Genomic DNA, 25,006 nt, shown 5'->3' with positions numbered 1-25,006 from the left:
TGGTTCGAGACGCCCGCCTTCGGCGGGCTCCTCACCATGAGGGTCCAGGGTCCATCCGCGAACGCTCCCTCATCCTGAGGAGCCCGCCGAAGGCGGGCGTCTCGAAGGATGAATGGTAACAACGGATGCCGCTGCGCAGGCGTCACGCCGCCATCGGCATTGCCAGCGTGTGCTGCTGCGAGGCCAGGCCTTGCGTGAACGCGACGTTCGACGCGCCGCCATCGGTGAGCGAGGCGATCGCCTGGACGAAGCCGGATGCGGCTCCCGAGAGATCGCTGACGTCGGAGACGAGCTTCAGCCCCGAGGATGACGTGGTGGTGCTCGCCGCCAGCTTCTTGGCGTCGCCGACATTGTCGATGGTGATGGTGTCGCCGGCGGCCAGCAGGGTCGCGAGGCTGACCTCGAAGGTGGTCTGCCAATATTGGCCGGCCGCCGAGCCCCAGGGATTGCGGACCTGCAGCATGCCGTTGGCGCTGTTATAGCCGTAGATCGACATCGCGTGGCTGGCCACGAGCGTGGTCTTGCCGGTCGAATCCTTGGCATTGGTGTAGGATGACAGGATGACGTCGTCGCCCGCGGCGAGGCTGGCGGCAATGGTTGCCAGCACGCTGGATGTCGAATTGCCGGTCGTATAGCCGGTCACGCCGAAGGACGAGTTGTAGACCACCTTGCCCCAGGAGCCGCCCATGGCGCGAAAATCGGTGATCTGGGTGGCGCCGGTGATCGCCTCGAGGGCGATCTGGGGGGCGCCGCCATTGCCGATCGTGGTGTAGGAATTGCCATAATTGATCGAGTTGCCGGTGTAGACGCCACTGGCCTGCAGCTCGGCATAGGCCTTCTCGGCGAGGCTCGCCCAGATCGCGGTTCCGCCATTGTTGAAGATGTTGCCGCCATTGGCGAGCGCGCTGTTGACGGTGACGTAACGCGCGGCGCCGTTGACGTAAAAGCGCACGCCATAGGTGCCATTGCCATTGGCCGTGAACATCGACGAGATGACCGACTGCTCCTTGTAGGCGACCTCGGCGAGGCCGGCGAGCAGATAGCAATCGCCCAGATAGCCCTGGTTGATGTCGTTCATGCTGGCGCCGGCGGCCGAGAACAGCGGCTTGGTCGAGTTCGAATAGGACACCGAGAACTGGGTGCTGCCGAGGATCACCTTCGACGACGGCAGGTCGGTGCCGAGGAACCACTTGCCGATCAGCTCGGCGAATTGCAGCTCGGTCGCGCCGGCGGCGAGATTGCCGAGGGCGACCGCGCTGGCGGCTCCGCCAGTCCAGGTCGCGTTCGCGGCGTTGCCGTTGACGAAGGCCTGGGCGATGTAGGTCAGATAGCTCGACGTCGAAACGCCATTGTTGAGATTGGCGACGATCGTCTTCAGATCGGCGAATTGGCTGGCGCTCAGCTTGCTCTTCGTCGCGGCCAGCGAGGCATCGATGTCGGTGAAGACCTTGAGCAGGCCGGCATACGTCACCGTGCCATTGGTGATCGCGGCCGTCATGTCGGCCTTGATCGCAGCATTGGTCAGGGTGTTGACCCAGGCCGGCACCGTCGTCTTGATGGTGGAGGTGGCGGCGACCGTCGAGATGGTGGTTTTCGCGGTGACGCTCGAGGTCGTGCTCGACGTCGAGGTCAAGGTCGCCGCGACGCTGCAGAAATTACCATAGATCGCGATGGCCGCCGACGGATCGGCGCTCGACGTTGCCGTCGGCGCTGCCGCCGCGGCCCGGGTGGCCAGCCATAGTGGCGTCAGATCGGTTGTCAGCCAGCTGTCGGTCTCGAACATTCCGGTCTGGTCGCTGGTCTGGTCGGTCTGCGGCTTGCGTAGGCCCTGCGGCTGGATCGGCATTGGTCGAGGCTCTCCGTGAACGATGTGATCTTTGGGCGATCGGCATTGCGATCGGCCCGCCATCGTTCGCATCGGCCCTTGCGACAAAGCTGCGCGATCCGTTCGAATTTTAGAGATTTGTCGCGATCAGCTGTATCTCACGACCGTTCGATCGGTGGGATCTTACAGATCGGCCGCAAATGGTACGGAGACCGTAGTCGTACGGTGCCGTCACGGCTTCGATCCGCTCGCGTCGAGCCTCCGCAACTCGACATGTGCCGCCGTCCACTCCACGAAGTGTCGAGGACATCTGTCCGCGGAAACCTGCAAGAGCCTTCTCGCTTCCGTCATATCGTTGCTGAGAATGGCCAGTTCTCCGGCAAAAAAATGTGCCTCGCACAGCTGGGCCCTGCGCTTGAAACGATCTGAATTCTCAGCGGTCTCCAGCAGCGCATCGGGGGTTATCTCGCCAAGAAAGAGCCGAACGACCGGTGCCGGCCACTTGGCCATATCGAGCTGTGTCACGCGCTCAGCGAGTTCACCCAGTTGGCCGTTGCGTCGGCGTGCAAGTTCGAGCCAGAGCTGCGCAAAGGCATCCTTCGGCCTGATCTCGCTCGCTTTGCTGATGTCGTCGATGGCCTCTTGTGATTTTCCACTCTGAAAACGAGCAATGCCGCGAGCTTGATACAGGGCGCCGTTGTCCGGGTGGCTGCGAGTGACCTCGTCGAGCACACTCAGTGCCATGTCCGTGTCGCCGGGGCGACGATACGCGGCGGCCAGCTCCACCTGAGCGCGCAGGTTCGCCGGATTGAGCTCGATGGCACGCTTGAGATCGCGGATCGCCTGATCGCTCTCATCCTTGTCGCGATGAGCCGCCGCCCGACAGAGATAGCCGTGTTCCCGCTCCGGGCTTGTCCGGATGGCCCTGTCGCAATCGGCGATTACCAGCTCCGTTTCGTCCTTTGCAAGGTAAGCCCTACTACGGCCGATATAGGCTTGGACATTTTCGGGATGGATCTTCAGGACGCGGTCGTAGCTCGCAATCGCGCCGTCGACGTCGTCATTGGCCAGATAATCCCAAGCTCGCCCCAACAGAGCTTCAACATTATTTGGATCGAGCTCGAGGACCTTGGCGTAGTCGCTCAGAGCTGCATCGATCTCACCTTTTCTTGACAAGGCAGCAGCTCTGCAGATGTAGGCTCTGGTACTCGAAGGCTCATGGGCAATGAGCAGATCATAGTCCTCGATCGCGCGATCCGGGTCGCCCTTCTGGAGGTTGAGCCAAGCTCGCCGAAAACGCGCCAGCAACACCATCTGTGTTGCAGTGTTGGCACCTTCAATGATGGCTGTACAACCCGCGATGCGATCCTCCACGCTGAAATTGCCCGAGGCATGACATTGCACCGCTCCGGAGGATTGCGCGCCACTCTCCCGCATCGCCAGCGGCATGACGTTCACCCACACGAGCGAAATCACCGCCATCACGCGCCAGCCCCACCGCATCGCGCACCCCCGCAATATCCCCGACCAGAGTACCAGGAGGGTTCCAGCGCGACAACGTCATGTGGTGCGCGAAGACGGCGCCTACTTCGTCTCCGCGATCAGCGCCTGCAGCCGCTTCAGCTCCGCTTCGAGATCGCCCTCGACATCCACGGTCTTCACCTCGGTCACGCGGTAGTCGCGGCTTTCGAGCCAGGCCCGTCGTTGGGCGCGATCCGCGACCACGCCCTCGCTCTCGTCGTTGCCGACCAGCTCGATCGCCAGACGGTGGATGAAGGAGACGAAGTCTGGGATGTGGCGGCCCACCGGGGTCTGGCGCTTGAACTGGCCGGCGAAGCGGCGGTCGCGCGACAGTGCGTGCCAGAGGATGCGCTCGGCATCGGTCGGGTTGCGGCGGAGCAGCCGCGCCAGCCCGCGCAGCGAGCCGCGCGAATCCGGCAGGCTGGCCACCGTGCCCTGCTCGGCGATCAGCGCCCGCAACCGCGTCGCCTGCGTGCTGTCCAGCACCCCACCCTTGGCCGGTCCCTTGCGGCCCTCGGCGATCGCCATGACCACCCCGTGCAGGGTGTGGATGTCCTGCTTCGTCGGCTCCATGCGGAAGAAGATATTGCGCAGATTGACCAGCATGGTCTCGCGCTTCTCGGCCGGCCGCAGGAATTCGACCCGGTCGAGCTCGCGCACCAGATTCTCGAAGAACGCCTCCAGCTGCTCCTGGGTCGCGCGCTCGGAGCGTTCGGGCATGGCGAAGGGCAGCGCGCCGGAGGTCACCAGCTTGAACCATTCATAGCCCATCAGCAGCACGGCCTGGGCGAGGTTGAGCGAGGCAAAGCCTGGATTGACCGGATAGGTGATGGTGCGGTTGGCGCGCGCGACCTCCTCATTGGTCAGACCTGCGCGCTCGCGGCCGAACAGGATGCCGGCCCGGCCGCCGGCGGCGATCTGGCCCTGCATCTCGCGGGCGGCGGCCTCCGGCCCCATCACCGGTTTGGCTTGGTCGTGAGAGCGGGCGGTGGTCGCGAAGACGAGGTCGAGATCGGCGATCGCCTCCGGCAGGGTCGCAAACAGCCGGACGTGGTCGATGATGTGGTCGGCGCCGGCCGCCGCCCGCGTGGCCGCGATGTTCGGCCAGCCGTCGCGCGGATTGACCAGGCGCAGCTCGGTGAGCGCGAAATTGCCCATCGCGCGGGCGGCCATGCCGATGTTCTCGCCGAGCTGCGGCTCGACCAGGATCACCACCGGGCCTGCGATCTCGATTCCTGCCTTGGTCTTGTCGGTGCCCGACACGGTCGATCCTCAACTTCCACATCATGGTCAAGCGCCGGCGCGGCGCTCGATCCGCTCCGTTGGCCCGGCTGGAGAGAATTCTCAAGCAAAATAATCGGCTTAGGCCGGAATTTTGCGGTTTGCCCGAAACTGCAGGCGGCACGCTCCGGCGGCACGGCCCAGGGCATGAGAGGGCTGCGAAAATCAGCACCGGGCGCATACCGGGTGCGCTTCCGCCCGCGGTGCAGCAGTGCTATGACGCGCTTGATTTCACAAGCGCTTTCCATTCCTGGCGCGCTGTTCCCAAGAAGGCCCCATCGATCATGGCAAAAATCAAGGTGACCAACCCGGTCGTCGAGCTCGACGGCGACGAGATGACCCGGATCATCTGGCAGTACATCAAGGACAAGCTGATCAACCCGTTCCTTGACATCGACCTGCAATATTACGACCTGGGGATGGAGAGCCGCGACAAGACCAACGACCAGATCACGATCGATGCCGCCAACGCCATCAAGAAGGTCGGCGTCGGCGTGAAGTGCGCCACCATCACCCCCGACGAGGCCCGGGTGAAGGAGTTTGGCCTGAAGGAGATGTGGAAGTCGCCCAACGGCACCATCCGCAACATCCTCGGCGGCGTCGTGTTCCGCGAGCCGATCATCTGCAAGAACGTGCCGCGCCTCGTCCCCGGCTGGACCAAGCCGATCATCATCGGCCGCCACGCCTATGGCGACCAGTACCGCGCCACCGACTTCAAGTTCCCCGGCAAGGGCGTCCTGACGATGAAGTTCGTCGGCGACGACGGCACGGTGATCGAGAAGGAGGTCTTCAAGGCGCCGGGCCCGGGTATCGCGATGGAGATGTATAATCTCGACGAGTCGATCTACGACTTCGCCCGCGCCTCGCTCAACATGGGCCTCGCCAAGAACTACTCGGTCTACCTCTCGACCAAGAACACCATCCTCAAGGTCTATGACGGCCGCTTCAAGGACATCTTCCAGGAGGTGTACGACAAGGAGTTCAAGGACAAGTTCGAGGCCAAGAAGATCACCTATGAGCACCGCCTGATCGACGACATGGTCGCCGCGGCGCTGAAATGGTCGGGCGGCTATGTCTGGGCCTGTAAGAACTATGACGGCGACGTGCAGTCCGACACCGTGGCGCAGGGCTACGGCTCGCTCGGCCTGATGACCTCGGTGCTGATGACGCCGGACGGCCAGACCGTCGAAGCCGAGGCCGCCCACGGCACGGTGACCCGCCATTTCCGCGAACACCAGAAGGGCAAGGAGACCTCGACCAACTCGATCGCGTCGATCTTCGCCTGGACCCGCGGCCTGTCGCACCGCGCCAAGCTCGACAACAATGCCGAGCTCGCCAAGTTCGCCGCCACCCTGGAGAAGGTCTGCGTCGACACTGTCGAGGCCGGCTACATGACCAAGGACCTCGCGCTGCTGGTCGGCGCCGACCAGCGTTGGCTCTCGACCACCGGGTTCCTCGACAAGATCGCCGAGAACCTGACCAAGGCGATGGCGGCGTAAGTCTCCCCACTTTCGCCTTCTGGTTTGGTCACCTATCAACGGGCCGCGCCGCAAGCGCGGCCCGTTTCCGTTTCCGCTGTTATCGAGGACTTGACCATGCGCGTGATCCCGACGCTGTCGCTGCTGCTGCTGGGAGCCCTGACCGTCCACGTCGATGCCGCCGAGACCGCGATTCCCGATGCCCTCGTCGCCGCCGGCGAGAAGCCGGTGGTGACGCTGCATGCCGAGGGCGCGCAGGTCTATGAATGCAAGACCGATAAGGAGGGCAAGCTCGCCTGGACGTTCCGCGAGCCGGTCGCCACGCTGGTCGCGGACGGCAAGACGGTCGGCCGCCACTATGCCGGGCCGAGCTGGGAGCATCAGGACGGCTCGATCGTCAGCGGCCGGGTACAGGGCACCGCGATCGGCACCACCGACAACGACATTCCCTGGCTGAAGCTCGCCGTCGTCTCGCATCGCGGCGGCCAGGGCGTGTTCTCCGACATCACCACGGTGCAGCGGACCAACACCGTTGGCGGCAGGCTGGAAGGCGCCTGCGAGACCGCGGGGCAGTTCCGCAGCGTGGCCTATTCTGCGGACTACGTCTTCCTCCGCAAGGAGTGAGCGGATGCACCGCGGCGCGGGCGACCAGGCCGAAGCCAAGCCAGCCATGCGCGACACATGGCCGGCACGATGTCAGGAGCATCGCGCATGACGCCATTGCTCGCCGAGTGGCCGCGAACTCACTATGCGCCGGGCGGCAACGACCCGTTCCTGATCTACATCGTCTATGGCTGGGTGGATCTCGATCGGCCGCTGTCGAGGAGCGCCTATCGGTCGAGCGGCGTGCCTGACGGCATCGACCTGCTGTCCTACGGTCCGACCGAGCATCCCGACGTCGTGACGCGCTTTCGCACCGGCCATCCCTGGACCCGGCTCATCGCCGAAGATCCCGATCTGGCGGCGATCGTGGCCGCGCAGGACTGCTGCCTGGTGGTGAAAGGCGACATCGCCGATCCGCCGACGCTGAGCTATTTCCGCGACGTGATCGGCCTCCTGGCCTTCTGCCTGGATGTGGGCGGCGTCGCGATCTACGACCCGCAGATGCTGAAATGGTGGAGTCCGACCGAATGGCGCACGCGTGCCTTCAATGTCGGGCATTGCGCGCCGCGGCATCACGTCGTGACCCTGATCTCTCGGGACGGAGACGGCACGGAATGGATCCACACCCGCGGCATGCGCAAGTTCGGCCGTCCCGACATCAGCGTCCACCGGGTCCGCACCGAGCATCGCGAGGCCATTCTCGACCTCGTCAACCGCTTCATCGACCTGCTCGCCTTCGGCGCGCGGGTGCCGGACGGCCAGCCGATCCGGCTGGCTAGGCTGCCGGCCGGCATGACCTGCTGGCGGCGCGGCGACGAGAACGACCCCGACTTCAACAACGAGCATATCGAGATCGTATGGCCCGATCATGAGGCTGGCACGGGCGCGGCCGCCCGGTCGCCTCACGCCTCGCGATAATCGAGCAGGATCAGCCCGACCAGCACGAAGGCGACCGGCCAGACCCAGGCGGCGGCGCGGCTGATCCGCCCGTCCATGCGCAATTCCAGCCAGCGCGCCCAGCCGGCGGTGATGCCGCACAGCGCCAGCGGCGTGTGGCTCATCTCGATCAAGAGCTGATCCTTGATGTTGGCGATGGCGTGCGAATGCGTCAGCAGCAGCGCGCCGCCGGCGGCAACCGTCAGCGGAAACACCAGCGCCGCGCGCCCGGCTTGTTGCCCGCGCAGCCGCACTCGCCATTCGAACAGGCCGAACAGGATGATCAGCACCACAAACAGCCGGTGCTGCGCCACTTCGGGATCGCGCCACGAGGCCCAGAAGCCGATCGGGCCGAGCGGCCAGGCCATCTCGTCGGCGCGGAAGAACAGGAACGCCGCCATCACCAGGAACAGCAGCGGCCAATGCCGCGCCCACCGGCCCCAGGAGAAGCGCTCGATCAGCGCGAGCACGCCGATCAGCGCGACGAAGATGCCGGCCCAATGGTGGTTGTATTCCGACCAGGCAATGTCGGCGGCGCTGCGCGGCAGGATCACGCCCTCGCCCGGCACATAGGCCTGCGGCGCGGTCACGCGCTGGGCGTCGGCGGCGTCGATTTTGGCCTGCAGCTGGGAGATCGTCAGCTGGTCCACCGAGGGGCTGGAGAGCCGCGGCCATTGCGGCGTGGCGCGCTCGACGATCTCGCTCCAGCTCAGCCGGTCCTGGCTAAGGTCGATGCCCGGCGGCAGCGAGGTCAGCGATCCCGCGGTGAGCAGCACCGTGAGCCCGATGCCGAGCTCGACCTCGACGAATCGCTTCATCCGCAGCAGCGGTGCTGCGGGATCGCGGCGGCGCAGGCGCTCGACGGCGAGGAAATTGCCGGCGCCGAGCGCCAGCAGCATCAGCAGCATGGCCACCTTGGCCGAGGTCATCACGCCATAGGCGGTGCCATAGATCGCCGCGAACGAGCCGAGATAGGCGATCGCCATGATGGTGCCGCCGAGCACGATGGCGGCGACCGAGGCCATCGACATCAGCGAGTAGCGCCGCCCGATCCGGCGCTGGTCGTCATCAGACCTGCAACCGTTCAGCGCCAGCAGGAAATACGGCAGGCCGCCGATCCAGATCCCGGCGCCGAGCATGTGGAGGAAGTCGGCGGCGAGCAGCGGCCAGCGCACGTCGAGCCGGCTCGCCGCATGGGTGAGATTGAGCTGCATCGCGAGCGCGAGACCAGCGAGCGCGACCAGCATCATCGCGCGCGCTCTCCCCCAATGGCCGGTCCGAGCAAGCAGCGCGATGCCGAGCGCACAGGCCGCGACGGCGAAACCGGAGCGCGCGAAATCGGCGCCTGCGGCCTCGCCCAGCGAGAGCTCCAGCGTGCCGGTGAGCGCCGCCATGTTGACCGCAAGCGCGGCCAGCACGATGGCGAACCACCCGAACGCACTGAGGCGCAGCAGCCGCTGGCCGCGCTTGCCGACGACGAGCGCCTCGGCGGAGAGCTTGGCCTGCAGCGGCCGCATCAGCAGGAGCTGGAACGCGAGACCGCCGATGGTGAAGGATTGCGCCAGCAGCGTCAGCCCGCGCAGCACCACCGAGAGATAGCCGAAAATGTCGAGGAACAGCGCCATGGCGCGCTCAGCGCACGTTGAACGGGATGTCGCCGCGGGTGATGTGGCCGTCGACGCTCAGCACCTGCCATTGCAGGTGCCAGGCGCCGGGGCGGAGCGCCCGGGCCTCGGCATCGATCTCGTCGGCCGGCGCGTCCGCGGCCGGAATCAGCGCCTGCTCCGCGCCGTCGGGCGCGCGCAGCTTGAGCCGCGACCGGGCGTGATCGATGCGGCTGTTGAAGCGCAGCCGGATCGCGACCGCGTCCTTGTCGATGGTCGCGCCCGATGCGGGCTGCGAGGTGACGATGATGGCGTGCGCGGACGCCGTGCCGGGACAGGCCAGCAGCAGTGCGGCCATAACGGGCAGATGAAGGGATCGGATGATGCACGACATGGGATCAAGCGACTGGGCTCAAACGGGTGGTTTCAAGAGGCTGGAGTCAAACGACCGAGGCTGATGGCGGAGCTGTCCGGCTTTCCCGGCCAGGAACAGAACCGCTCCGTTCTAATGTACGGTGTGCGCGCGTTCCACAAATAGGCACAAAGTTGTGACCACGCCGCCAGCCTGTGGACGGCCGCCGCCGGACAGGCGGGCAGCGGGCCACCCGCCCTGCCCGCCCGGCATCCCCGATGCGGCGAAATTTAGGGTCGAATCGTCAAGGACTTCGCTGTATGCCTCGCGGCGTCCTTGGCCGGACGGCGGCCGTGGCCTGCTGCCCGCCTGTCCGGACCAACATTGCCTGTTCTCGAGGAACGCCTGAGGAAACCGTCATGCCCGCCTATCGCTCCCGCACCTCCACCCATGGCCGCAACATGGCCGGCGCCCGCGGCCTGTGGCGCGCCACCGGCATGACCAATGAGGATTTCGGCAAGCCGATCATCGCCGTCGTCAACTCCTTCACGCAGTTCGTGCCCGGCCACGTGCATCTGAAAGATCTCGGCCAGCTGGTCGCCCGCGAGATCGAGAAGGCCGGCGGCGTCGCCAAGGAGTTCAACACGATCGCGGTCGATGACGGCATCGCGATGGGCCATGACGGCATGCTCTACAGCCTGCCGTCGCGCGAACTGATCGCCGACAGCACCGAATACATGGTCAACGCGCATTGCGCCGACGCCATGGTCTGCATCTCCAATTGCGACAAGATCACGCCTGGCATGCTGATGGCCGCGATGCGGCTCAACATCCCCGCGGTGTTCGTCTCGGGCGGGCCGATGGAGGCCGGCAAGGTCAACATCCAGGGCAAGCTGCGCAAGGTCGACCTGATCGACGCGATGATCGTGGCCGCCGACGACAAGGTCTCGGACGCCGATGTCGAGGTGATGGAGCGCTCGGCCTGCCCGACCTGCGGCTCCTGCTCGGGCATGTTCACCGCCAACTCGATGAACTGCCTGACCGAGGCGCTCGGCCTGTCGCTGCCCGGCAACGGCTCGGTGCTGGCGACGCATGCCGACCGCCGCGGCCTGTTCGTCGAGGCCGGTCATCTGATCGTCGATCTCGCCCGCCGCTATTACGAGCAGGACGATGCGAGCGTGCTGCCGCGCAACATCGCCAACTTCAAGGCGTTCGAGAACGCGATGAGCATGGACATCGCGATGGGCGGCTCGACCAACACCGTGCTGCATCTGCTCGCCGCCGCGCATGAGGGCGAAATCCCCTTCACCATGACCGACATCGATCGCCTCTCGCGCAAGGTCCCCTGCCTGTGCAAGGTCGCGCCCGCTGTCGCCGACGTGCATATGGAGGACGTGCATCGCGCCGGCGGCGTGATGGGCATCCTCGGCGAGCTCGCCCGCGCCGGCCTGCTGCACACCGAATTGCCGAGCGTGCATGCGACCTCGCTGGAGGCTGCGCTGGAGCGCTGGGACATCCGCCGCACGGCCAGCGACAGCGTCAAGAATTTCTACATGGCCGCCCCCGGCGGCGTGCCCACGCAAGTCGCCTTCAGCCAGGACCGCCGTTACCAGGAGCTCGATCTCGACCGCGAGACAGGCTGCATCCGCGACCTCGCGCATGCCTATTCGAAGGACGGCGGCCTCGCGGTGCTGACCGGCAACATCGCGCGCGACGGCTGCATCGTGAAGACCGCGGGCGTCGATGCCTCGATCCTGAAATTCGCCGGTCCGGCGCGCGTCATGGAGAGCCAGGACGCCGCGGTGGAGGCGATCCTCACCAACAAGGTCAAGGAAGGCGACGTGGTCGTCATCATCTATGAAGGCCCGCGCGGCGGCCCCGGCATGCAGGAGATGCTGTATCCGACCAGCTATCTGAAATCGAAGGGCCTGGGCAAAGCCTGCGCGCTGATCACCGACGGCCGCTTCTCCGGCGGCACCTCGGGTCTGTCGATCGGCCACGTCTCGCCCGAAGCCGCCGAAGGCGGCCTGATCGGGCTGGTGCAGGACGGCGACCGCATCGAGATCGACATTCCCAACCGCACCATCCATCTCGCGGTGCCGGATGAGGAGCTGGCCAGGCGCCGCGCCGCGATGGAGGCCAAAGGCGACCAGGCCTGGAAGCCGAAGACGCGCGCCCGCAAGGTCTCGACCGCGCTCAAGGCCTATGCGGCCTTCGCCTCCAGCGCCGCCAAGGGCGCCGTGCGCATCGTCAAGGACTGACACGCGACTGCGTTCCGTTGCGCGCGATCTCAGTGGGGAGATGGCTCAGGCCATCTCCCCACAGGGGCCGGACGACAGTGAGAGGACGACGCCGCGCGCCTGCAGCCCGGCTTGGTCGAACAGTGAGACAACCGGCGCGATCTGGCATCACCGCCGAAACCCGCTCACAATGCGCCCCACCCAGAGGGAGGCGCGCATGCTGTTCATGGTCATCGAACGTTTCAAGGACCGCGATCCGATCCCGGTCTATCGCCGGGTGCGCGATCCCGGAATCAAATTTCCCGACGGGCTGAAATATCTCGGCAGTTGGATCGAGCCGAATTTCGACCGCTGCTTCCAGCTGATGGAATGCGACGACGCGCGGCTGTTGCAGCAATGGATTCTCGCCAATGCCCGCGACACCGGCATGACCTTCGAGATCGTGCCGGTGGTCACCAGCGCCGAGACCCGCGAGGTGGTGGCGCCGTATCTGGATGAGAGTTGAGGGCGAGCTGAGCATGCGCGATTTTCGTTAGTTGAACCCGGATGTCGCTGCGCTCATCCGGGCTACGCGCATCCCTACCCCTCATACGAAAACAGCTCGATCGGCTCGCTGAAGCCGCGCACCGGGTATTCGCCGACGCGCTCCAGCGCGAACTCGCCCTCAAGATGCTCGGCGAAGGCGCGCGACAGCAGCACGTTGCGGCCGACCTGCTTGGTCAGCGCCTCCATGCGCGAGGCCATGTTCACCGCGGGGCCGATGACCGTGAAATCGAGCCGGCTGAGCGAGCCGATATTGCCGTACATGACGTCGCCGAGATGCACGCCGATGCCGTAGTTCAGCGGCGCGCGGCCGATCTCGGCATTGCGCGCGTTCAGCGCCGCCATCGCCTTGCGCGCATCGGTCACCGCATAGAGCAGCTTGGCACAGGCCTGCGGGTCGCTGAGCGGGAAGATCGCGAGCAGGCCGTCGCCGATGAATTTCAGGATCTCGCCGCCATGCTGGGTGATCGGCTCCACCATCGCATCGAAATAGCTGTTGAGGAGATCGATGACGTCGTCGCGCGGCCAATTGTCGGAGATCCTGGTGAAGTCGCGCAGATCGCAGATCATGATCGCGGCGCGCACCGTGGTGCCGCTGCCGCGCCGCGTGGCGCCGGCGAGCACCATCTCGCCGGCATGCGGCCCGACATAGGTTTCGAGCAGGGTGCGCGCCAGCCGGTTCTTGATGCGGATCTCGCTGACCAGCGCCAGCACCGGCAGCAGCCGCTTCAACGCATCGATGTCGGCATCATCGAAACCGCCGCGGCGGTCGGTCGCGAAGGTGACGCAGTGCCGCTTGCCGAGCGTGTGGAAGATCGGCCAGGCGACATAGTCGGTCAGCCCCTGCGCCCGCATGTCGTCATAGACCGCATGCTGGCGGCCGAGCACGCGGTCGCGCGTCAGGTTCTCGCGGATCTCGTCGGCCCCGTGATAGATCTCGCTCACCGGGCTGCCGATGAATTCGGACCGCGCGCCGACGTCGTAGTCGATGCGGACGATCTCGGAGCCCTCCATGCCGTCGCTCCACAGCATGCGTGCGCCGAGCCAGAGCGGATGATTGATCTGGACGTGCAGCGAGGCGCGCTTCACCGGAATGCCGCTGCGCTGCAGCCGGATGCACATCTGGGCGAAGATATTGTCGATGAAGCGCTCGTCGCGGGTGCCGTTGGTGAGCCAGTCCACGACCTCGTCACCCCGGCGTTGGTCGGGAACCAGTTGACCGGGAACGAGATGGGCGTCTGAAACGGTCATGCGCTCTCCTGGGACTTGCGCTCGGCGGTCCAGGAGATGTCGTGCCGCAGTGCGGAAGAGTCAATCGGCGTCCGCGCATCGCGCCCCTGCCCGGATGGGCAGCCCGTCGCGGGCTGACGCCGCGGGGCAAGGGAACGCTCCAGCGCCGCTGAGGGGCGGATATGGCCATCCGCCCCTCGATCGAGCATCAGATCAGAAGTGGACCACGGTGCGCAGGCCGAGCACCACGGCATTGTTGGTCTTCACGCCGGCGCCGTTGAAGCCGCGACCGCCGGGATTGATGACATATTGCGCGTCGAACTTGATGTTCATCCAGCCGGTCGCCTGCCAGCCATACCAGGCTTCGAGCGGGATCTCGTTGCCGCCGGCATTCGGCGTCAGCGCCGCCGAGTTCACATGCGTCGTGCCCACCGCGAAGCCGACCTCGTCCTCGGGACGGAACGAGAAGGTGCCGGTGTGCTTGATGCCCCAGGCGATCTGGTAGTCCTGGTACGAGGTGCGGTGATCGGCGACGCTGGTGTTGAGGAAGGTGTACCAGCCCTGTGCCTTGGGCCCATCGACCGTCAGGCGCTGCAGGATCGATTCGTAGAAGCCGTAGCGGCCGCGCTGGCTGCTGAGGTTCTGGTCGCCGACGCCGGGGCCTCCGCGGACAACGCCGATGATGCCGGGCAGGCCACCGTCGATCGACGAGGCGCTGTCATACCAGCCGCCGAAGCGCCAGGTGCCGTTCAGCGGACCGCTCGGCTCCCACACCACTTCGACCGGCACCAGCACGCCCGCGGCCGGGTTCGAGCGCGGAATGCCCGGCGCCAGGTAGACGCCCGCATCGGACGTCGTCAGATAGTTCGGATTGGCGTCGTAGACGCCGACCGACAGCTTCCACTCCTTGGTGAAGTTGTAGTGCACGACGCCGGCCCATTGGCTGACCGGCCAGTTGTAGATGTAGCCGCCCTGGATGTTGCCGGGCTGGCCGCCGCAGAAGGTCAGGTTGATGAACTCGCACTGGCCGAAAAAGAAGTCCGAGCCGACCGGCAGCCGGCCGCGCCTTCAATTCGAGGCGATCGCCGAGCAGCTTCTGAGAGTAGTAGAACTCGGTCAGGCGCAGGATGTTGCCGCGGCCGAACACCTCGTTGGTCAGTTGCAGCGCCGGGATGCCGGCCTCGCTGTTGAGGTTCTTGCCGAAGCGGTCGACCAGCGTGATGCCGATCGTTCCGCCGGGGATGCCGGCGAGCTTGGCCATGTCGAACTTGGCCTGGAACCACAATTGCCCGGCATTGGCCGAGGTGTTGCGCGAGCCGCCGGAGAGATTGGTGACAGCTTCGTCGCCGAGGGTGAGCGCGAGCGAGATGCCCTGCTCCTTCAATTTGGTCCGGCCGAGATCGCCGAACAGATATGGCCGCGTCCAGAAATCATCGACACCGGCGTAGGGAATCGGCGCCTTGGCCGGCATATCCGCCGCATACGCCCCACACCCCACCAGAGACAAGGCAACACCCACGCCGCACATGCGTGCGGACGTCACAAACCCATTCATCTTTTCTGCTCCTCGCAGCGCCCCAGGCTCTGGTTGTTTTTATGTCGCGCCCCGGCCCCAAAGCCTTCGTCCCGGTTCGCGCTTCCCCTCGGCTCAATCCCGGCGTCGCTCATTAGCTGAGCAGATTCATCAACCTGAGATTGGACCGCGACCCTAGCAAGCGCCGAGATGCCTTTGAATAGTCATATTATATTTGGGAGTCGGTATAAAAGTAACTGTGACATCGGTGTCACATGCTGCGATGCGGAATATTTGGCAGTCAGATCCAGCGACGGGAGCATCTCCGGCCGTATGTCGCTGCACTCGTGCGCGCCACGTACGTCTCGCTTGGAAGCCCGGTGTTTCCGCGCGTCATTGCGAGCGAAGCGAAGCAATCCAGACTGCCTCTCCCGATCGACTCTGGATTGCATCGCTTCGCTCGCAATGACGCGGAGAGAGCACGTCGCCCACGTGAGTCCGACTGCGTTGAGATGCAATAGATCTGCTTGCCATCGACGACGATCTCATCGGTCGCGACACGCGCGATCAGCCAAGACATCGATCTGTCCGTCGAAATTGCGGTTGGAGTTCATCTCATCAGCTCCAATCATCAGCTCCAAGCTCCCTCACCGGCGCCGCAACCCGTCCCGCATGCGTCACGACTGCACCGCGCTGCGGAAGGCGGCCACCAGGGCATCGAGCGCCGCGCGCGCCCGGCCGTCCCGCACCCGTGTGTGCAGCAGGACCGGCAGCCGGGGCAGTTCCGGCAGTCCGAGCCTTGCGCCGACATCGACCGCGCCCGATGGCAGCATGCGTGGCGCGAGTGCGGCGACGCCGAGCCCGGCCGTAACGGCGGCCACGACCGCCGCAACGCCGCCGCCGACGAAGATTTCGGTCCAGGACATGCCGGCGGCGTCGAGATGCTGTGCGGCCATCGCACGCACGCCGCAGGGCTCCGCCATGGTCGCAACCGGCAACGGCTCGCCCGCGCGCGGCTGCCAGTCCGGGTCGGCGAACCAGCCGAACTTTTCCTCGGCCACGAGGTCGCCATCGCTGCGCCCGGCATGCAGGCGGACGATCACCGCCTCGAGCTCGCGCCGGTCGTAGCCCTGCAGCAGGTCGTCCGACGATCCGATGCGGATCTCGACCACGAGATGCGGATCAAGGTCGTTCATGCGCGCGATCAGCGCCGGCAGCTCGGGCCCGGCGACATGGTCGCTGATGCCGATGATCAGGCGCTGCCGCACGCCGGCAAACGCCGCGAGCGCGTGGTCGTGGGCTGCCAGCAGCTGACGGGCCGGATCGAGAAAGACCCTGCCCCGCTCCGACAGCTGCACATGCCGCGGCGTGCGCTCGATCAGCCGGCACCCCAGCCGGTTCTCGAGCCGCCGCAGCTTCAGGCTGATCGCGGCCTGGGTCGTCTGCATCGCCTCGGCGGCGCGGGTGAAGCTGCCGAGCTCGGCGATGCGGACGAAGGCCTGGACCTCGTCCAGGTCGAGCGGGTGTTCGGTCATTTCCAGCCATTATGACTGATATCTCGATCCCCAGCATACCCGAACCGCACGGCCGCATCTAACCTCTCAGCCGACATCACGGATGAAAGGACCAGGGATGCCGCTGCTTCACATCTCGCTGCGTGCGGGCAAGCCGGAGGCCTACCGGCAGGCGGTCTTCGATAGCCTCTACCGGGCGATGCGCGAGGCGCTCGACGTGCCGGAGGACGATCAGTTCATGACCATCACCGAGCACGATCCCTCCAACTTCCGCTATGGCAACGCCTTCGGCGTCAACCGCAGCGACGATCTCGTCTACATCCAGATCACCGTCTTCAACACCCGCACGCGAGAGCAGAAGAAAGCGCTGTTCCGGCGCATCGCCGAGCTGCTCGGGGAGAGCCCCGGCATCCGGCCCGAGGACGTGTTCATGACCATCCTCGACGCCGCCAAGGAGAACTGGTCGGTCGGCCACGGCCTCGCGCAGTTCGCATGAGGCGACGGATCACGGGCGGCTTGCCTGGAAGGACGATGTCTCCGCGCGTCATTGCGAGCGCATGCGAAGCAATCCAGAATCCCTCAGGAGAGACGGTCTGGGCTGCCTCGCTGCTGCGCTCGCGATGACAAGGAGAGCGCGTCGTTGGAACGGCGGCATGCTGGGTAAATCCTCTGGAGTCAGGGACAGCTAATTCAGTCTCCATTGAAGATGAGGAGCGGTCTTGGACTGAGGCGTCGTCCTAGCGAGGCTGCGCATCCTGAACGATGGCATTCCACTCATCGCGGACGGCGCCCCGAAGCAGACCAGGAGGAATCGCGCCGATATTTTCTGGCGCAAGATCACTGGGCGGTGGGCCGTATGTCGCGATGAAGATGCTCACGGCGTACTTCCGCTGCGGACCGAGAGGCCCGAGATGGATCAAAGCGCCCTTGGTCTCCGGGTGTGAAGCCCGCGTTTGCGACGTCCGCAGCGGATCAACAACAGAAATCGTCCAACCGCGACGCCATTGTTGCGCTCAAAAGCTGGGCCCCGCGACCCGCTGAACTCGCGACCACACGTCGTCGGCAATATCATTTTTCCGGACAGCGCCTAGCATTTTCCGGAATTGCGCGTCAGTCCTCGCCAATCGCTCAACTTCATCGAAGTACCGATGGCCATGATCGACAAGCATGTCTTCCAATGGCCCTGCTGCAAGATTCGCCAAAATCGGATCTGATGAGTCTGCTTGCCTGATCGCATGTATCAGTTCCCAACATTCGTCCGGCGACGTTCTCCGCAAACTCTCGAATTTCTCATAGGCCCAGAAGTTCGCGTCACGCGTCGCCGAGTCCCCGCTCGCGAGGCAAAGAGCAATCCACGAGGCCACGAGTCCACGCTTTTCGACTTCCCCCATTCTCGTGTGCCGCAACTCGTCCAACCATCGCTGGGCCAATTTCGGTTCGCCGGGACTGTTTGAGCCATGGCACGACCTCATCTTCAGGAGGCGCTCATGGAGTTGGAAAGGCTCAAGTCCGAACCGAGCACGCAAGCCCTCAATTTTCGAGCCCAGAGCAAGAAGCTCCTGCACGGCCGGGTCAAGGAGACGCGAGCGCAGCACCGGGCTTAGTTGCGTCGATGCGGGTTCATTGTGGGCGAACAAGCCCCAATGACCGGCGACGCATTTCTGCAATGCCGACAGGAGAAGCTCCCGATAGTCGGTTTCCAGCGTTTCGAGCTGCCGCGTTTTAGAGGCTCTCATGGGCCAGGAATACCACTCGCATTCAACCTCAGCCACAGTGACGTGATCGCGCCATTGCCTCCCTGTCTCGACTCCCCCTTTCGCAACTCGATCAGTCGGCGCGACGCAAAGCTGCTTGGCGCTCACTGCTCGCATGGCGCGTCCGAATGTCATGCAACACAATGCTCATTTCATGATTTGTCTCAAATACATCGTCCGTTTCAAGAGCCTCGCGCAAAAATAAACAATTTCCGAAAATCAGCAAGTCATGTCTATTCTTCCCACGTTCCGGTCCGGATGAGCAACTGTGGAGTTTTGGACCTGTAAGCCGGCTTGGTTCAAGGCTGGCGCTGGGCGCGCCACCGCCTTCGGCGGCTTCGGCCTTGAGCCAATCCGTTCACAGGTCCAGTCGACTTACATGCGCTCGGTCGGGAACCGAGCGCGGCAGGAGCGCGCTCGATCAGCTCGCCACGCAACGTGCCGGATCCCATTGCTGGCCGCGTGCGAGCATTGTGTTGAGGATGATGATCAGCTTGCGCATGCAGGCGATGACGGCCACTTTGGGCTTCTTGCCCTTGGCGATCAGTCGACGATAGTAGGCCTTGAGAACAGGGTTGTTGAGCGTTGCCGCGCCGAGGCAGGGCATATAGATGGCGTTGCGGACCCAGCGGCGACCTCCCTCGATATGACGCTCACCGCGGTGCTTGCCACTGTCGTCGTCATAGGGGGGCACACCGATCAAGGCAGCGGCGATCCTGTCACTGACTCGGCCGAGCTCCGGCATTCCGGCGACGAGGTTGGCGGCACTGATCTGACCAAGTCCTGGGACGCTGGCGATGATCTCCGCACGCTCAGCCAAGCTCGGGATGGACCTGACCTTGGCTGATATCTCTGCTTCGAGCTTGGCAATTTCCTTGTCAAAGCTCTCCAGGATGCGCGCCTGCGCCTTTTGGACCGTCCGCGGCGCGGCGTGTTCACTCTGGCACCCAAGGGCTATTCTGGCATTGACCAGTCTCACACGCGCCTTCACCAAGCCCTGCAGTTCCTCAAGATCTGCATCGTAGACCTGACTTGGCCCATCGCTGAATGTCTCGCCAAACCAAGCGATCATCTCCGCGTCGATCGCGTCGTTCTTGGCTAAGCGTCCGGCCGATAATGCGAAGTTGCGAACCCGCTTGGGGTCGACAACCTGCACCTCGGTGCCAGCCTGGCGCAGCAGTTTGGCCCATTCCCGCTCATAGCCTCCACTCGCCTCCATCACGACCTTGGTGACCTTGTGCTTACGCACCCAGGCGACCAACCGGCGTTGTCCTACCGCGGCGCTCAGAAAAGTTGGACGTTCGGCGACTGTCCGAACGCACGCATCCACCTTGTCCTTTGCCACATCGATGCCCGCGACAACGCTGTCAGTTTGTGCCATCTTCGACTCCCTTCCTTGCTCGGTTTGGGCTCAAAGCCCTTGCAACTGTTCGGGTTGAGGAAGACACCGGATCTGTCCCTCGCTCTGAAACAAGCTTCATCGCTTTTGGGACGTAACGGGCTCAGATCCAGCGACGGGCGGTTGGTCAGAACCGCCCGTTTGCGCATCTTGGCAGAGCTTCTCCACACAAGGGACGTACGCGTCGTCACGACACGTTGGGCCGGCAATGCGGTGGACGTGAGGGCATCAGCGCGCTTTCGGGCGCGGACGAATGATGCGCTTGCGGACGTGAAGTCGCGTGGTCCTGACACCCCGATGCCGGTGTCCCGCGATGGCGTGCGTGACGCGCGCTGTCGCTACGGTGGCCAACAAGCCGGCGCACCGAGGAGATCGCGTATAAGCGTTAAAACTGCCGCGCAGGGAATGCCGGATGTTCGGCTGAACCAGTGGTACCTGCCGCCTGCATTTTTGTTCGCAGGCGGGCCATGGGCGAGGCCTTCGCCCGGCATTCCCTGCGCCCTCATCATTGTCGAGGGCGGACGAAGCTGCATCTCCCGGACGCAACGCGCCGCGGGATCGCGCGTGCAGCCGGCTGTTTGACTGGTTGGAAGATGGGATGAGTTCGCCTGTTCCGGCGCCGCCTTGGGCTCGCGTCGAAACGCGTATCTATCCCACGGGGCGATCTGTGTCGTTTCGCGATCCAGCCGCCAAGGAGTCATGCCCGGGCTTATGTCCCGGGCATCCACGTCGCTCTCAGGACGCCGAACGACATGGATGGCCGGGACGGAGCCCGGCCATGACGGTGTGGAGGCAGCCGAACTCAAATTCGGACTCGCGCGAGCGGGGTGGGGTGAAGCCACGGACGCCGATGCGCGTGGAGAGATCACCCCCCGGCTCCCATGCGCTGCGCTCATGCGAGCCGCCACTCCCCCTCCAGGGCAGGGCGATCGCACATGACTGTGCAGCGGTTCGGGGCCTCATGGTTCGAGACGCGCCGAAGAGGCGCTCCTCACCATGAGGGTCCGGCTCCGAAGCCGGCGCTGCACATTGACCATGAGCAGCGCGCTCATGGAGAGCGGGCTCATTTCTTGTCGCAAAACAAGCCCTCATCCTGAGGGCCCGCCGGAGGCGGGTGTCTCGAAGGATGGCCGCAGAGACGATGTCAATCTGCCATATGCGATAGCCCTGTCCTCCAGGGGAGGGTCGCAGCGGACGCGTCGCGTCCCCTACCCGCCCGGCTGGTCGTCGTGCTCGACCTGCGACAGTTCGGCGATGGCGAGGTCGCCGGAATCGGCCATACGGGCTTTCGCCGTGGTGGTGACGTGGGCGGCGAGTGCCGGCATGCGCGCGATCAGCGCGTGGAAATCCTGCGCATCGAGCACCAGCAGCCGCGTCTTGCGCGTGGCCTTGACGGTGCCGGAGCGCTTGGTCCGATGCAAGAGCGCGATCTCGCCAAAGAACGTCCCGTCGGCGAGCCGCACGCATTGCGTCGGCAGCTCGATCTCGACCTCGCCCGCGGTGATGAAATACATCGACGAGGCGACATCGCCGCGGCGGACGAGGATCTCGCCGGCCTCGATGGTGCGCGCGCGCAACAGCCGCATGATGTCGGCGATCTCGGCGGCGGCGAGATGCGAGAACAGCGGCACCCGCGCCAACATGCCCCAGGTGACGACGAAGTCGCGCCGCTTCACCTCGTCAGCAAAGGCGCTGGAGATGATGGCGACCGGCAACGCGATCATGGCGAGGCCGCCGACGATGGTGAACACCGAGATCGCCTTGCCGAGCGGGGTCACCGGCACCACGTCGCCATAGCCGACGGTGCCGAGCGTCACGATCGCCCACCACATCGCGTCGGGGATGGTGCCGAACTTGTCGGGCTGCACGTTGCGCTCGACCGCGTAGAGCAGCGAGGCGAACAACAGCACGGCGCCGGCGAGGATCGCGATGCAGCCGACCAGGGTGCGGCGCTCGGCCTGGATCGCGGCCAGCAGCGATCGCATCGCCGGCGAATAGCGCACCAGCTTGAGGAAAGGCAGCACGACCAGCACCGCAAGCGTGGCGTGATCGCCGAAGGCGAGCACGAGGGCAGCCGGCAGGAAGGCGCAGAGATCGATGAGGCCGAGCACGGAAAAGGCGTATTGGAGACGGTCGCGCAACGGCGACACATGCAGCGGCGTATGGCCGGCGACGCTCCAGAGACGGGCGACATATTCGACGCCGAACACCAGCACGGCCATGACGTTCACCGTGGTGAAGGTCGGGCCGAAGCGAGCGTCGAGATGCGGCACCGAGGCCAGGACCGTCGCCAGGACGTCGGCGAAGATCACGATGACGACCGCCCGCACCAAGCGCGAGCCGACCGACAGCGGCAGATGGTCGTGCTCGAGCAGCTCGTAGAGCCGGTCCCGCAGGTCGGGATCGCGAATGCTCTGTCCCGGCCCGAGCGGCGGCACCCTCAGCCCACCCTGCCGATCGCGCTCTCGATCGCGGCCAGCGCGGCCTCCGCCTTGGCTCCATCGGGGCCGCCGGCCTGGGCCATGTCGGGACGGCCGCCGCCGCCCTTGCCGCCCAGCGCCTCGGACGCCGCGCGAACCAGCTCGACCGCGTTGAAGCGCGCGGTGAGATCGGCGGTGACACCGACGACCACGCCGGCCTTGCCGTCCTCGGCGCGGCCGACGATGGCAACGATTCCAGAGCCGAGCTGCTTCTTGGCCTCGTCGACCAGCGACTTGAGATCCTTCATCTCGACGCCCTCGACCGCACGGGCCATCAGCTTGACGCCGGCGACCTCGCGGAGGCCGGAAGCGGACCCGCCGGCCGCGGCGCCGCCGCCCATCGCGAGCTTCTTGCGCGCATCCGACAGCTCGCGATCGAGCTTCTTGCGCTCCTCCATCAGCGCCGCGATGCGCGCCGGCACCTCGTCGACGGTGGTGCGCAGCTCGGCCGCGGCGGCCTTGGCGAGCGAGAGGTTGTGGTTGGCATGGGCGCGGGCGCCGCGCGCCGTCAGCGCCTCGATGCGGCGGACGCCAGAGGACACCGCGCTCTCCGAGGTCACCGCGATCAGGCCGATATCGCCGGTGCGCTTGACGTGGGTGCCGCCGCACAGCTCGACCGACCACCCCATCGCGTTCGAGGCTTGCGCATTGGAGCCCTGGTCGCGCGCGGCGTTGCCCATCGAGACGACGCGGACCTCGTCGCCATATTTCTCGCCGAACAGCGCCCGCGCGCCCGCCTCGCGGGCGTCGTCGAGCGCCATCAGCCGGGTCGTGACCTCGGCGTTCTCCAGCACGACGTCGTTGGCGATGTCCTCGACGCGGGCGAGCTCCTCCGCCGAGATCGGCTTCGGATGGGCGAAGTCGAAGCGCAGCCGGTCGGGCGAGACCAGCGAGCCGCGCTGGGCGATGTGGTCGCCGAGCACCTGGCGCAGCGCCTCGTGCAGGATGTGGGTCGCCGAATGATTGGCGCGGATCGCGGAGCGGCGGCCATGATCGACGTCGAGCTGCAGCGCCGCGCCGAGCTTGAGCGTGCCTTGCTCTACCGTGCCGATATGCACGAACAAGTCGCCGGCCTTCTTCTGGGTGTCGGTGATACGAACGCGAACGCCGTCGCCGCTCAGCACGCCGGTGTCGCCGACCTGACCGCCGGACTCGCCATAGAACGGCGTCTGGTTCAGCACGATCGCGCCGCTGTCGCCGGCCTTGAGGCTGTCGACCTCGGCACCGTCCTTGACCAGCGCGGTGACGGCGCCCTCCGCAGTCTCGGTCTCATAGCCGAGGAACTCGGTGGCGCCGAGCTTCTCGCGCAGCGGGAACCAGACAGTCTCGGTCGCCGCCTCGCCGCTTCCGGCCCAGGCCGCGCGCGCCTTGGCGCGCTGGCGCTCCATGGCGTCAGTGAAGGAGGCCTGGTCGACGCTGATGCCGCGCGACTTCAGCGCGTCCTGGGTGAGGTCGAGCGGGAAGCCATAGGTATCATACAGGGTGAAGGCGACGTCGCCGTCGAACATGTCGCCCTTCGTGAGGGTGGCCGACTTCTCGTCGAGGATCGCAAGTCCGCGCTCCAAGGTCTTGCGGAAGCGGGTCTCCTCGAGCCGGAGCGTCTCCTTGATCAGCGCCTCGGCGCGGATCAGCTCCGGATAGGCCTGGCCCATCTCGCGGGTCAGCGCGCCGACGAGCTTATGCATCAACGGCTCGCGGGCGCCGAGCAGCTGGGCGTGGCGCATCGCGCGGCGCATGATCCGGCGCAGCACATAGCCGCGGCCCTCGTTCGATGGCAGCACGCCGTCCGAGATCAGGAACGACGAGGCGCGCAGGTGGTCGGCGATGACGCGCAGGCTGGCCTTCTGCGGCCCCTGCGGATCCGCATTGGTGAGATCGGCGATGGCGCGGATCAGCGCGACGAACAGGTCGATGTCGTAATTGTCGTGCTTGCCCTGCAGCACCGCGGCGACGCGCTCCAGCCCGGCGCCGGTGTCGATCGACGGCTTCGGCAGCGGATTGCGGGCCCCGCCCTCGAGCTGCTCGTACTGCATGAACACGAGGTTCCAGATCTCGATGAAGCGGTCGCCGTCGGCCTCCGGCGAGCCCGGGGGGCCGCCCCAGATCTTGTCGCCATGGTCGTAGAAGATCTCGGAGCACGGGCCGCACGGGCCGGTGTCGCCCATCTGCCAGAAATTGTCCGACCCGGCGATGCGGATGATGCGCGACTCGGGAAGGCCCGCGATCTTCTTCCAGAGGCCGAACGCCTCGTCGTCGTCGATGTAGACGGTCGCGGTCAGCTTGTCCTTCGGGAGACCGAACTCCTTGGTAACGAGCTTCCAGGCGAGCTCGATGGCGTTCTCCTTGAAGTAGTCGCCGAACGAGAAGTTGCCGAGCATCTCGAAGAAGGTGTGATGCCGGGCGGTGTAGCCGACATTGTCGAGGTCGTTGTGCTTGCCGCCGGCGCGGACGCATTTCTGCGAGGTGGTGGCGCGGTGATAGGGCCGCTTCTCGACGCCGGTGAAGACGTTCTTGAACTGCACCATGCCGGCGTTCGTGAACATCAAGGTCGGGTCGTTGCGCGGCACGAGCGGCGAGGACGGCACGATCTCGTGGCCGTTCGCGGCGAAGAAGTTAAGGAAGGTCGACCTGATCTCGTTGACGCCGCTCATAACAATCCAATCGAAGAAGTCCGGGAATTCGACGGCATTGCTTTTAGACAAGCGAACTTCGCCTGTCCAGAAAGTGTGCAGA

General features: G+C 65.4%; 17 protein-coding genes and 1 pseudogene. 6 read left to right on the top strand and 12 right to left on the bottom strand.

Going from position 1 to position 25,006, the window contains the following annotated elements; all coding sequences use genetic code 11:
- Positions 1-142: 142 nt before the first annotated feature.
- The 3 genes from ACVIJ6_RS23620 to ACVIJ6_RS23610 all read right to left on the bottom strand — a co-directional run bounded on the left by ACVIJ6_RS23620 (position 143) and on the right by ACVIJ6_RS23610 (position 4,609).
- Positions 143-1,846, bottom strand: coding sequence for a C2 family cysteine protease (locus ACVIJ6_RS23620; protein ID WP_456774657.1), 1,704 nt, complete (start codon positions 1,844-1,846; stop codon positions 143-145).
- A 210-nt stretch (positions 1,847-2,056) separates the two neighbouring features.
- Entirely contained in the window at positions 2,057-3,307 is a 1,251-nt protein-coding gene (locus tag ACVIJ6_RS23615) for a tetratricopeptide repeat protein (protein WP_456774656.1), read from the bottom strand.
- A gap of 102 nt (positions 3,308-3,409) precedes the next feature.
- Positions 3,410-4,609 (bottom strand): TrmJ/YjtD family RNA methyltransferase, encoded by a 1,200-nt coding sequence (locus ACVIJ6_RS23610; protein ID WP_456774655.1) that lies wholly within the window; start codon positions 4,607-4,609, stop codon positions 3,410-3,412.
- A gap of 302 nt (positions 4,610-4,911) precedes the next feature.
- Between ACVIJ6_RS23610 and ACVIJ6_RS23605 the strand changes: the two genes are divergently transcribed.
- The 3 genes from ACVIJ6_RS23605 to ACVIJ6_RS23595 all read left to right on the top strand — a co-directional run bounded on the left by ACVIJ6_RS23605 (position 4,912) and on the right by ACVIJ6_RS23595 (position 7,626).
- Positions 4,912-6,126 (top strand): NADP-dependent isocitrate dehydrogenase, encoded by a 1,215-nt coding sequence (locus tag ACVIJ6_RS23605; protein ID WP_456774654.1) that lies wholly within the window; start codon positions 4,912-4,914, stop codon positions 6,124-6,126.
- Between the two features lie 96 nt (positions 6,127-6,222).
- Positions 6,223-6,729, top strand: a complete 507-nt coding sequence (locus tag ACVIJ6_RS23600; RefSeq protein ID WP_456774653.1) for a DUF3455 domain-containing protein — start codon at positions 6,223-6,225, stop codon at positions 6,727-6,729.
- An 87-nt stretch (positions 6,730-6,816) separates the two neighbouring features.
- Entirely contained in the window at positions 6,817-7,626 is an 810-nt protein-coding gene (locus ACVIJ6_RS23595) for a hypothetical protein (protein WP_456774652.1), read from the top strand.
- Here ACVIJ6_RS23595 and ACVIJ6_RS23590 read toward each other — a convergent pair.
- Together ACVIJ6_RS23590 and ACVIJ6_RS23585 are read right to left on the bottom strand one after the other, a co-directional pair.
- A complete protein-coding gene (locus ACVIJ6_RS23590) occupies positions 7,611-9,269 on the bottom strand; it encodes a copper resistance D family protein (RefSeq protein WP_456774651.1) in 1,659 nt (552 codons plus the stop codon). The two genes, ACVIJ6_RS23595 and ACVIJ6_RS23590, sit on opposite strands and share 16 nt — an antisense overlap.
- Before the next feature lie 7 nt (positions 9,270-9,276).
- A complete protein-coding gene (locus ACVIJ6_RS23585; protein WP_456774650.1) occupies positions 9,277-9,642 on the bottom strand; it encodes a copper resistance CopC family protein in 366 nt (121 codons plus the stop codon).
- A 377-nt stretch (positions 9,643-10,019) separates the two neighbouring features.
- On the opposite strand from ACVIJ6_RS23585, the gene ilvD reads away from it, so the two are divergent.
- Positions 10,020-11,861, top strand: coding sequence for a dihydroxy-acid dehydratase (gene ilvD / locus ACVIJ6_RS23580; RefSeq protein WP_456774649.1), 1,842 nt, complete (start codon positions 10,020-10,022; stop codon positions 11,859-11,861).
- A 196-nt stretch (positions 11,862-12,057) separates the two neighbouring features.
- Complete coding sequence (locus ACVIJ6_RS23575; RefSeq protein WP_012045366.1) at positions 12,058-12,345, top strand: DUF3303 domain-containing protein; 288 nt, start codon at positions 12,058-12,060, stop codon at positions 12,343-12,345.
- A 74-nt stretch (positions 12,346-12,419) separates the two neighbouring features.
- Here ACVIJ6_RS23575 and ACVIJ6_RS23570 read toward each other — a convergent pair whose 3' ends face one another.
- From ACVIJ6_RS23570 to ACVIJ6_RS23560, 3 genes and pseudogenes are all read right to left on the bottom strand, one after another.
- Positions 12,420-13,634, bottom strand: a complete 1,215-nt coding sequence (locus ACVIJ6_RS23570; protein ID WP_456774648.1) for an adenylate/guanylate cyclase domain-containing protein — start codon at positions 13,632-13,634, stop codon at positions 12,420-12,422.
- Between the two features lie 192 nt (positions 13,635-13,826).
- Positions 13,827-15,168: pseudogene (locus ACVIJ6_RS23565) on the bottom strand (carbohydrate porin).
- Between the two features lie 635 nt (positions 15,169-15,803).
- The gene (locus ACVIJ6_RS23560) at positions 15,804-16,661 is read right to left on the bottom strand and encodes a LysR family transcriptional regulator (RefSeq protein WP_456774647.1); all 858 of its coding nucleotides are present in this window, start codon (positions 16,659-16,661) and stop codon (positions 15,804-15,806) included.
- 97 nt (positions 16,662-16,758) lie between these two features.
- On the opposite strand from ACVIJ6_RS23560, the gene ACVIJ6_RS23555 reads away from it, so the two are divergent.
- A complete protein-coding gene (locus ACVIJ6_RS23555; protein WP_456774646.1) occupies positions 16,759-17,136 on the top strand; it encodes a tautomerase family protein in 378 nt (125 codons plus the stop codon).
- Positions 17,137-17,653: 517 nt separating this feature from the next.
- Here the strand turns inward: ACVIJ6_RS23555 and ACVIJ6_RS23550 are convergent.
- From ACVIJ6_RS23550 to alaS, 4 genes are all read right to left on the bottom strand, one after another.
- Positions 17,654-18,529: a DUF6869 domain-containing protein gene (locus ACVIJ6_RS23550; RefSeq protein ID WP_456774645.1), complete on the bottom strand. Its 876-nt coding sequence runs from the start codon at positions 18,527-18,529 to the stop codon at positions 17,654-17,656.
- Between the two features lie 286 nt (positions 18,530-18,815).
- Positions 18,816-19,775: an IS110 family RNA-guided transposase gene (locus ACVIJ6_RS23545; RefSeq protein WP_456774644.1), complete on the bottom strand. Its 960-nt coding sequence runs from the start codon at positions 19,773-19,775 to the stop codon at positions 18,816-18,818.
- Positions 19,776-21,001: 1,226 nt separating this feature from the next.
- Complete coding sequence (locus ACVIJ6_RS23540) at positions 21,002-22,231, bottom strand: cyclic nucleotide-gated ion channel (RefSeq protein WP_456774643.1); 1,230 nt, start codon at positions 22,229-22,231, stop codon at positions 21,002-21,004.
- 2 nt (positions 22,232-22,233) lie between these two features.
- Complete coding sequence (alaS, locus tag ACVIJ6_RS23535; protein ID WP_456777066.1) at positions 22,234-24,924, bottom strand: alanine--tRNA ligase; 2,691 nt, start codon at positions 24,922-24,924, stop codon at positions 22,234-22,236.
- Positions 24,925-25,006 lie beyond the last annotated feature (82 nt).

It is taken from the genome of Bradyrhizobium sp. USDA 4369 (assembly GCF_054056435.1).
Note: the sequence above shows the minus strand (reverse complement) of the source record. Positions and strands in the feature narration are given on the sequence as shown.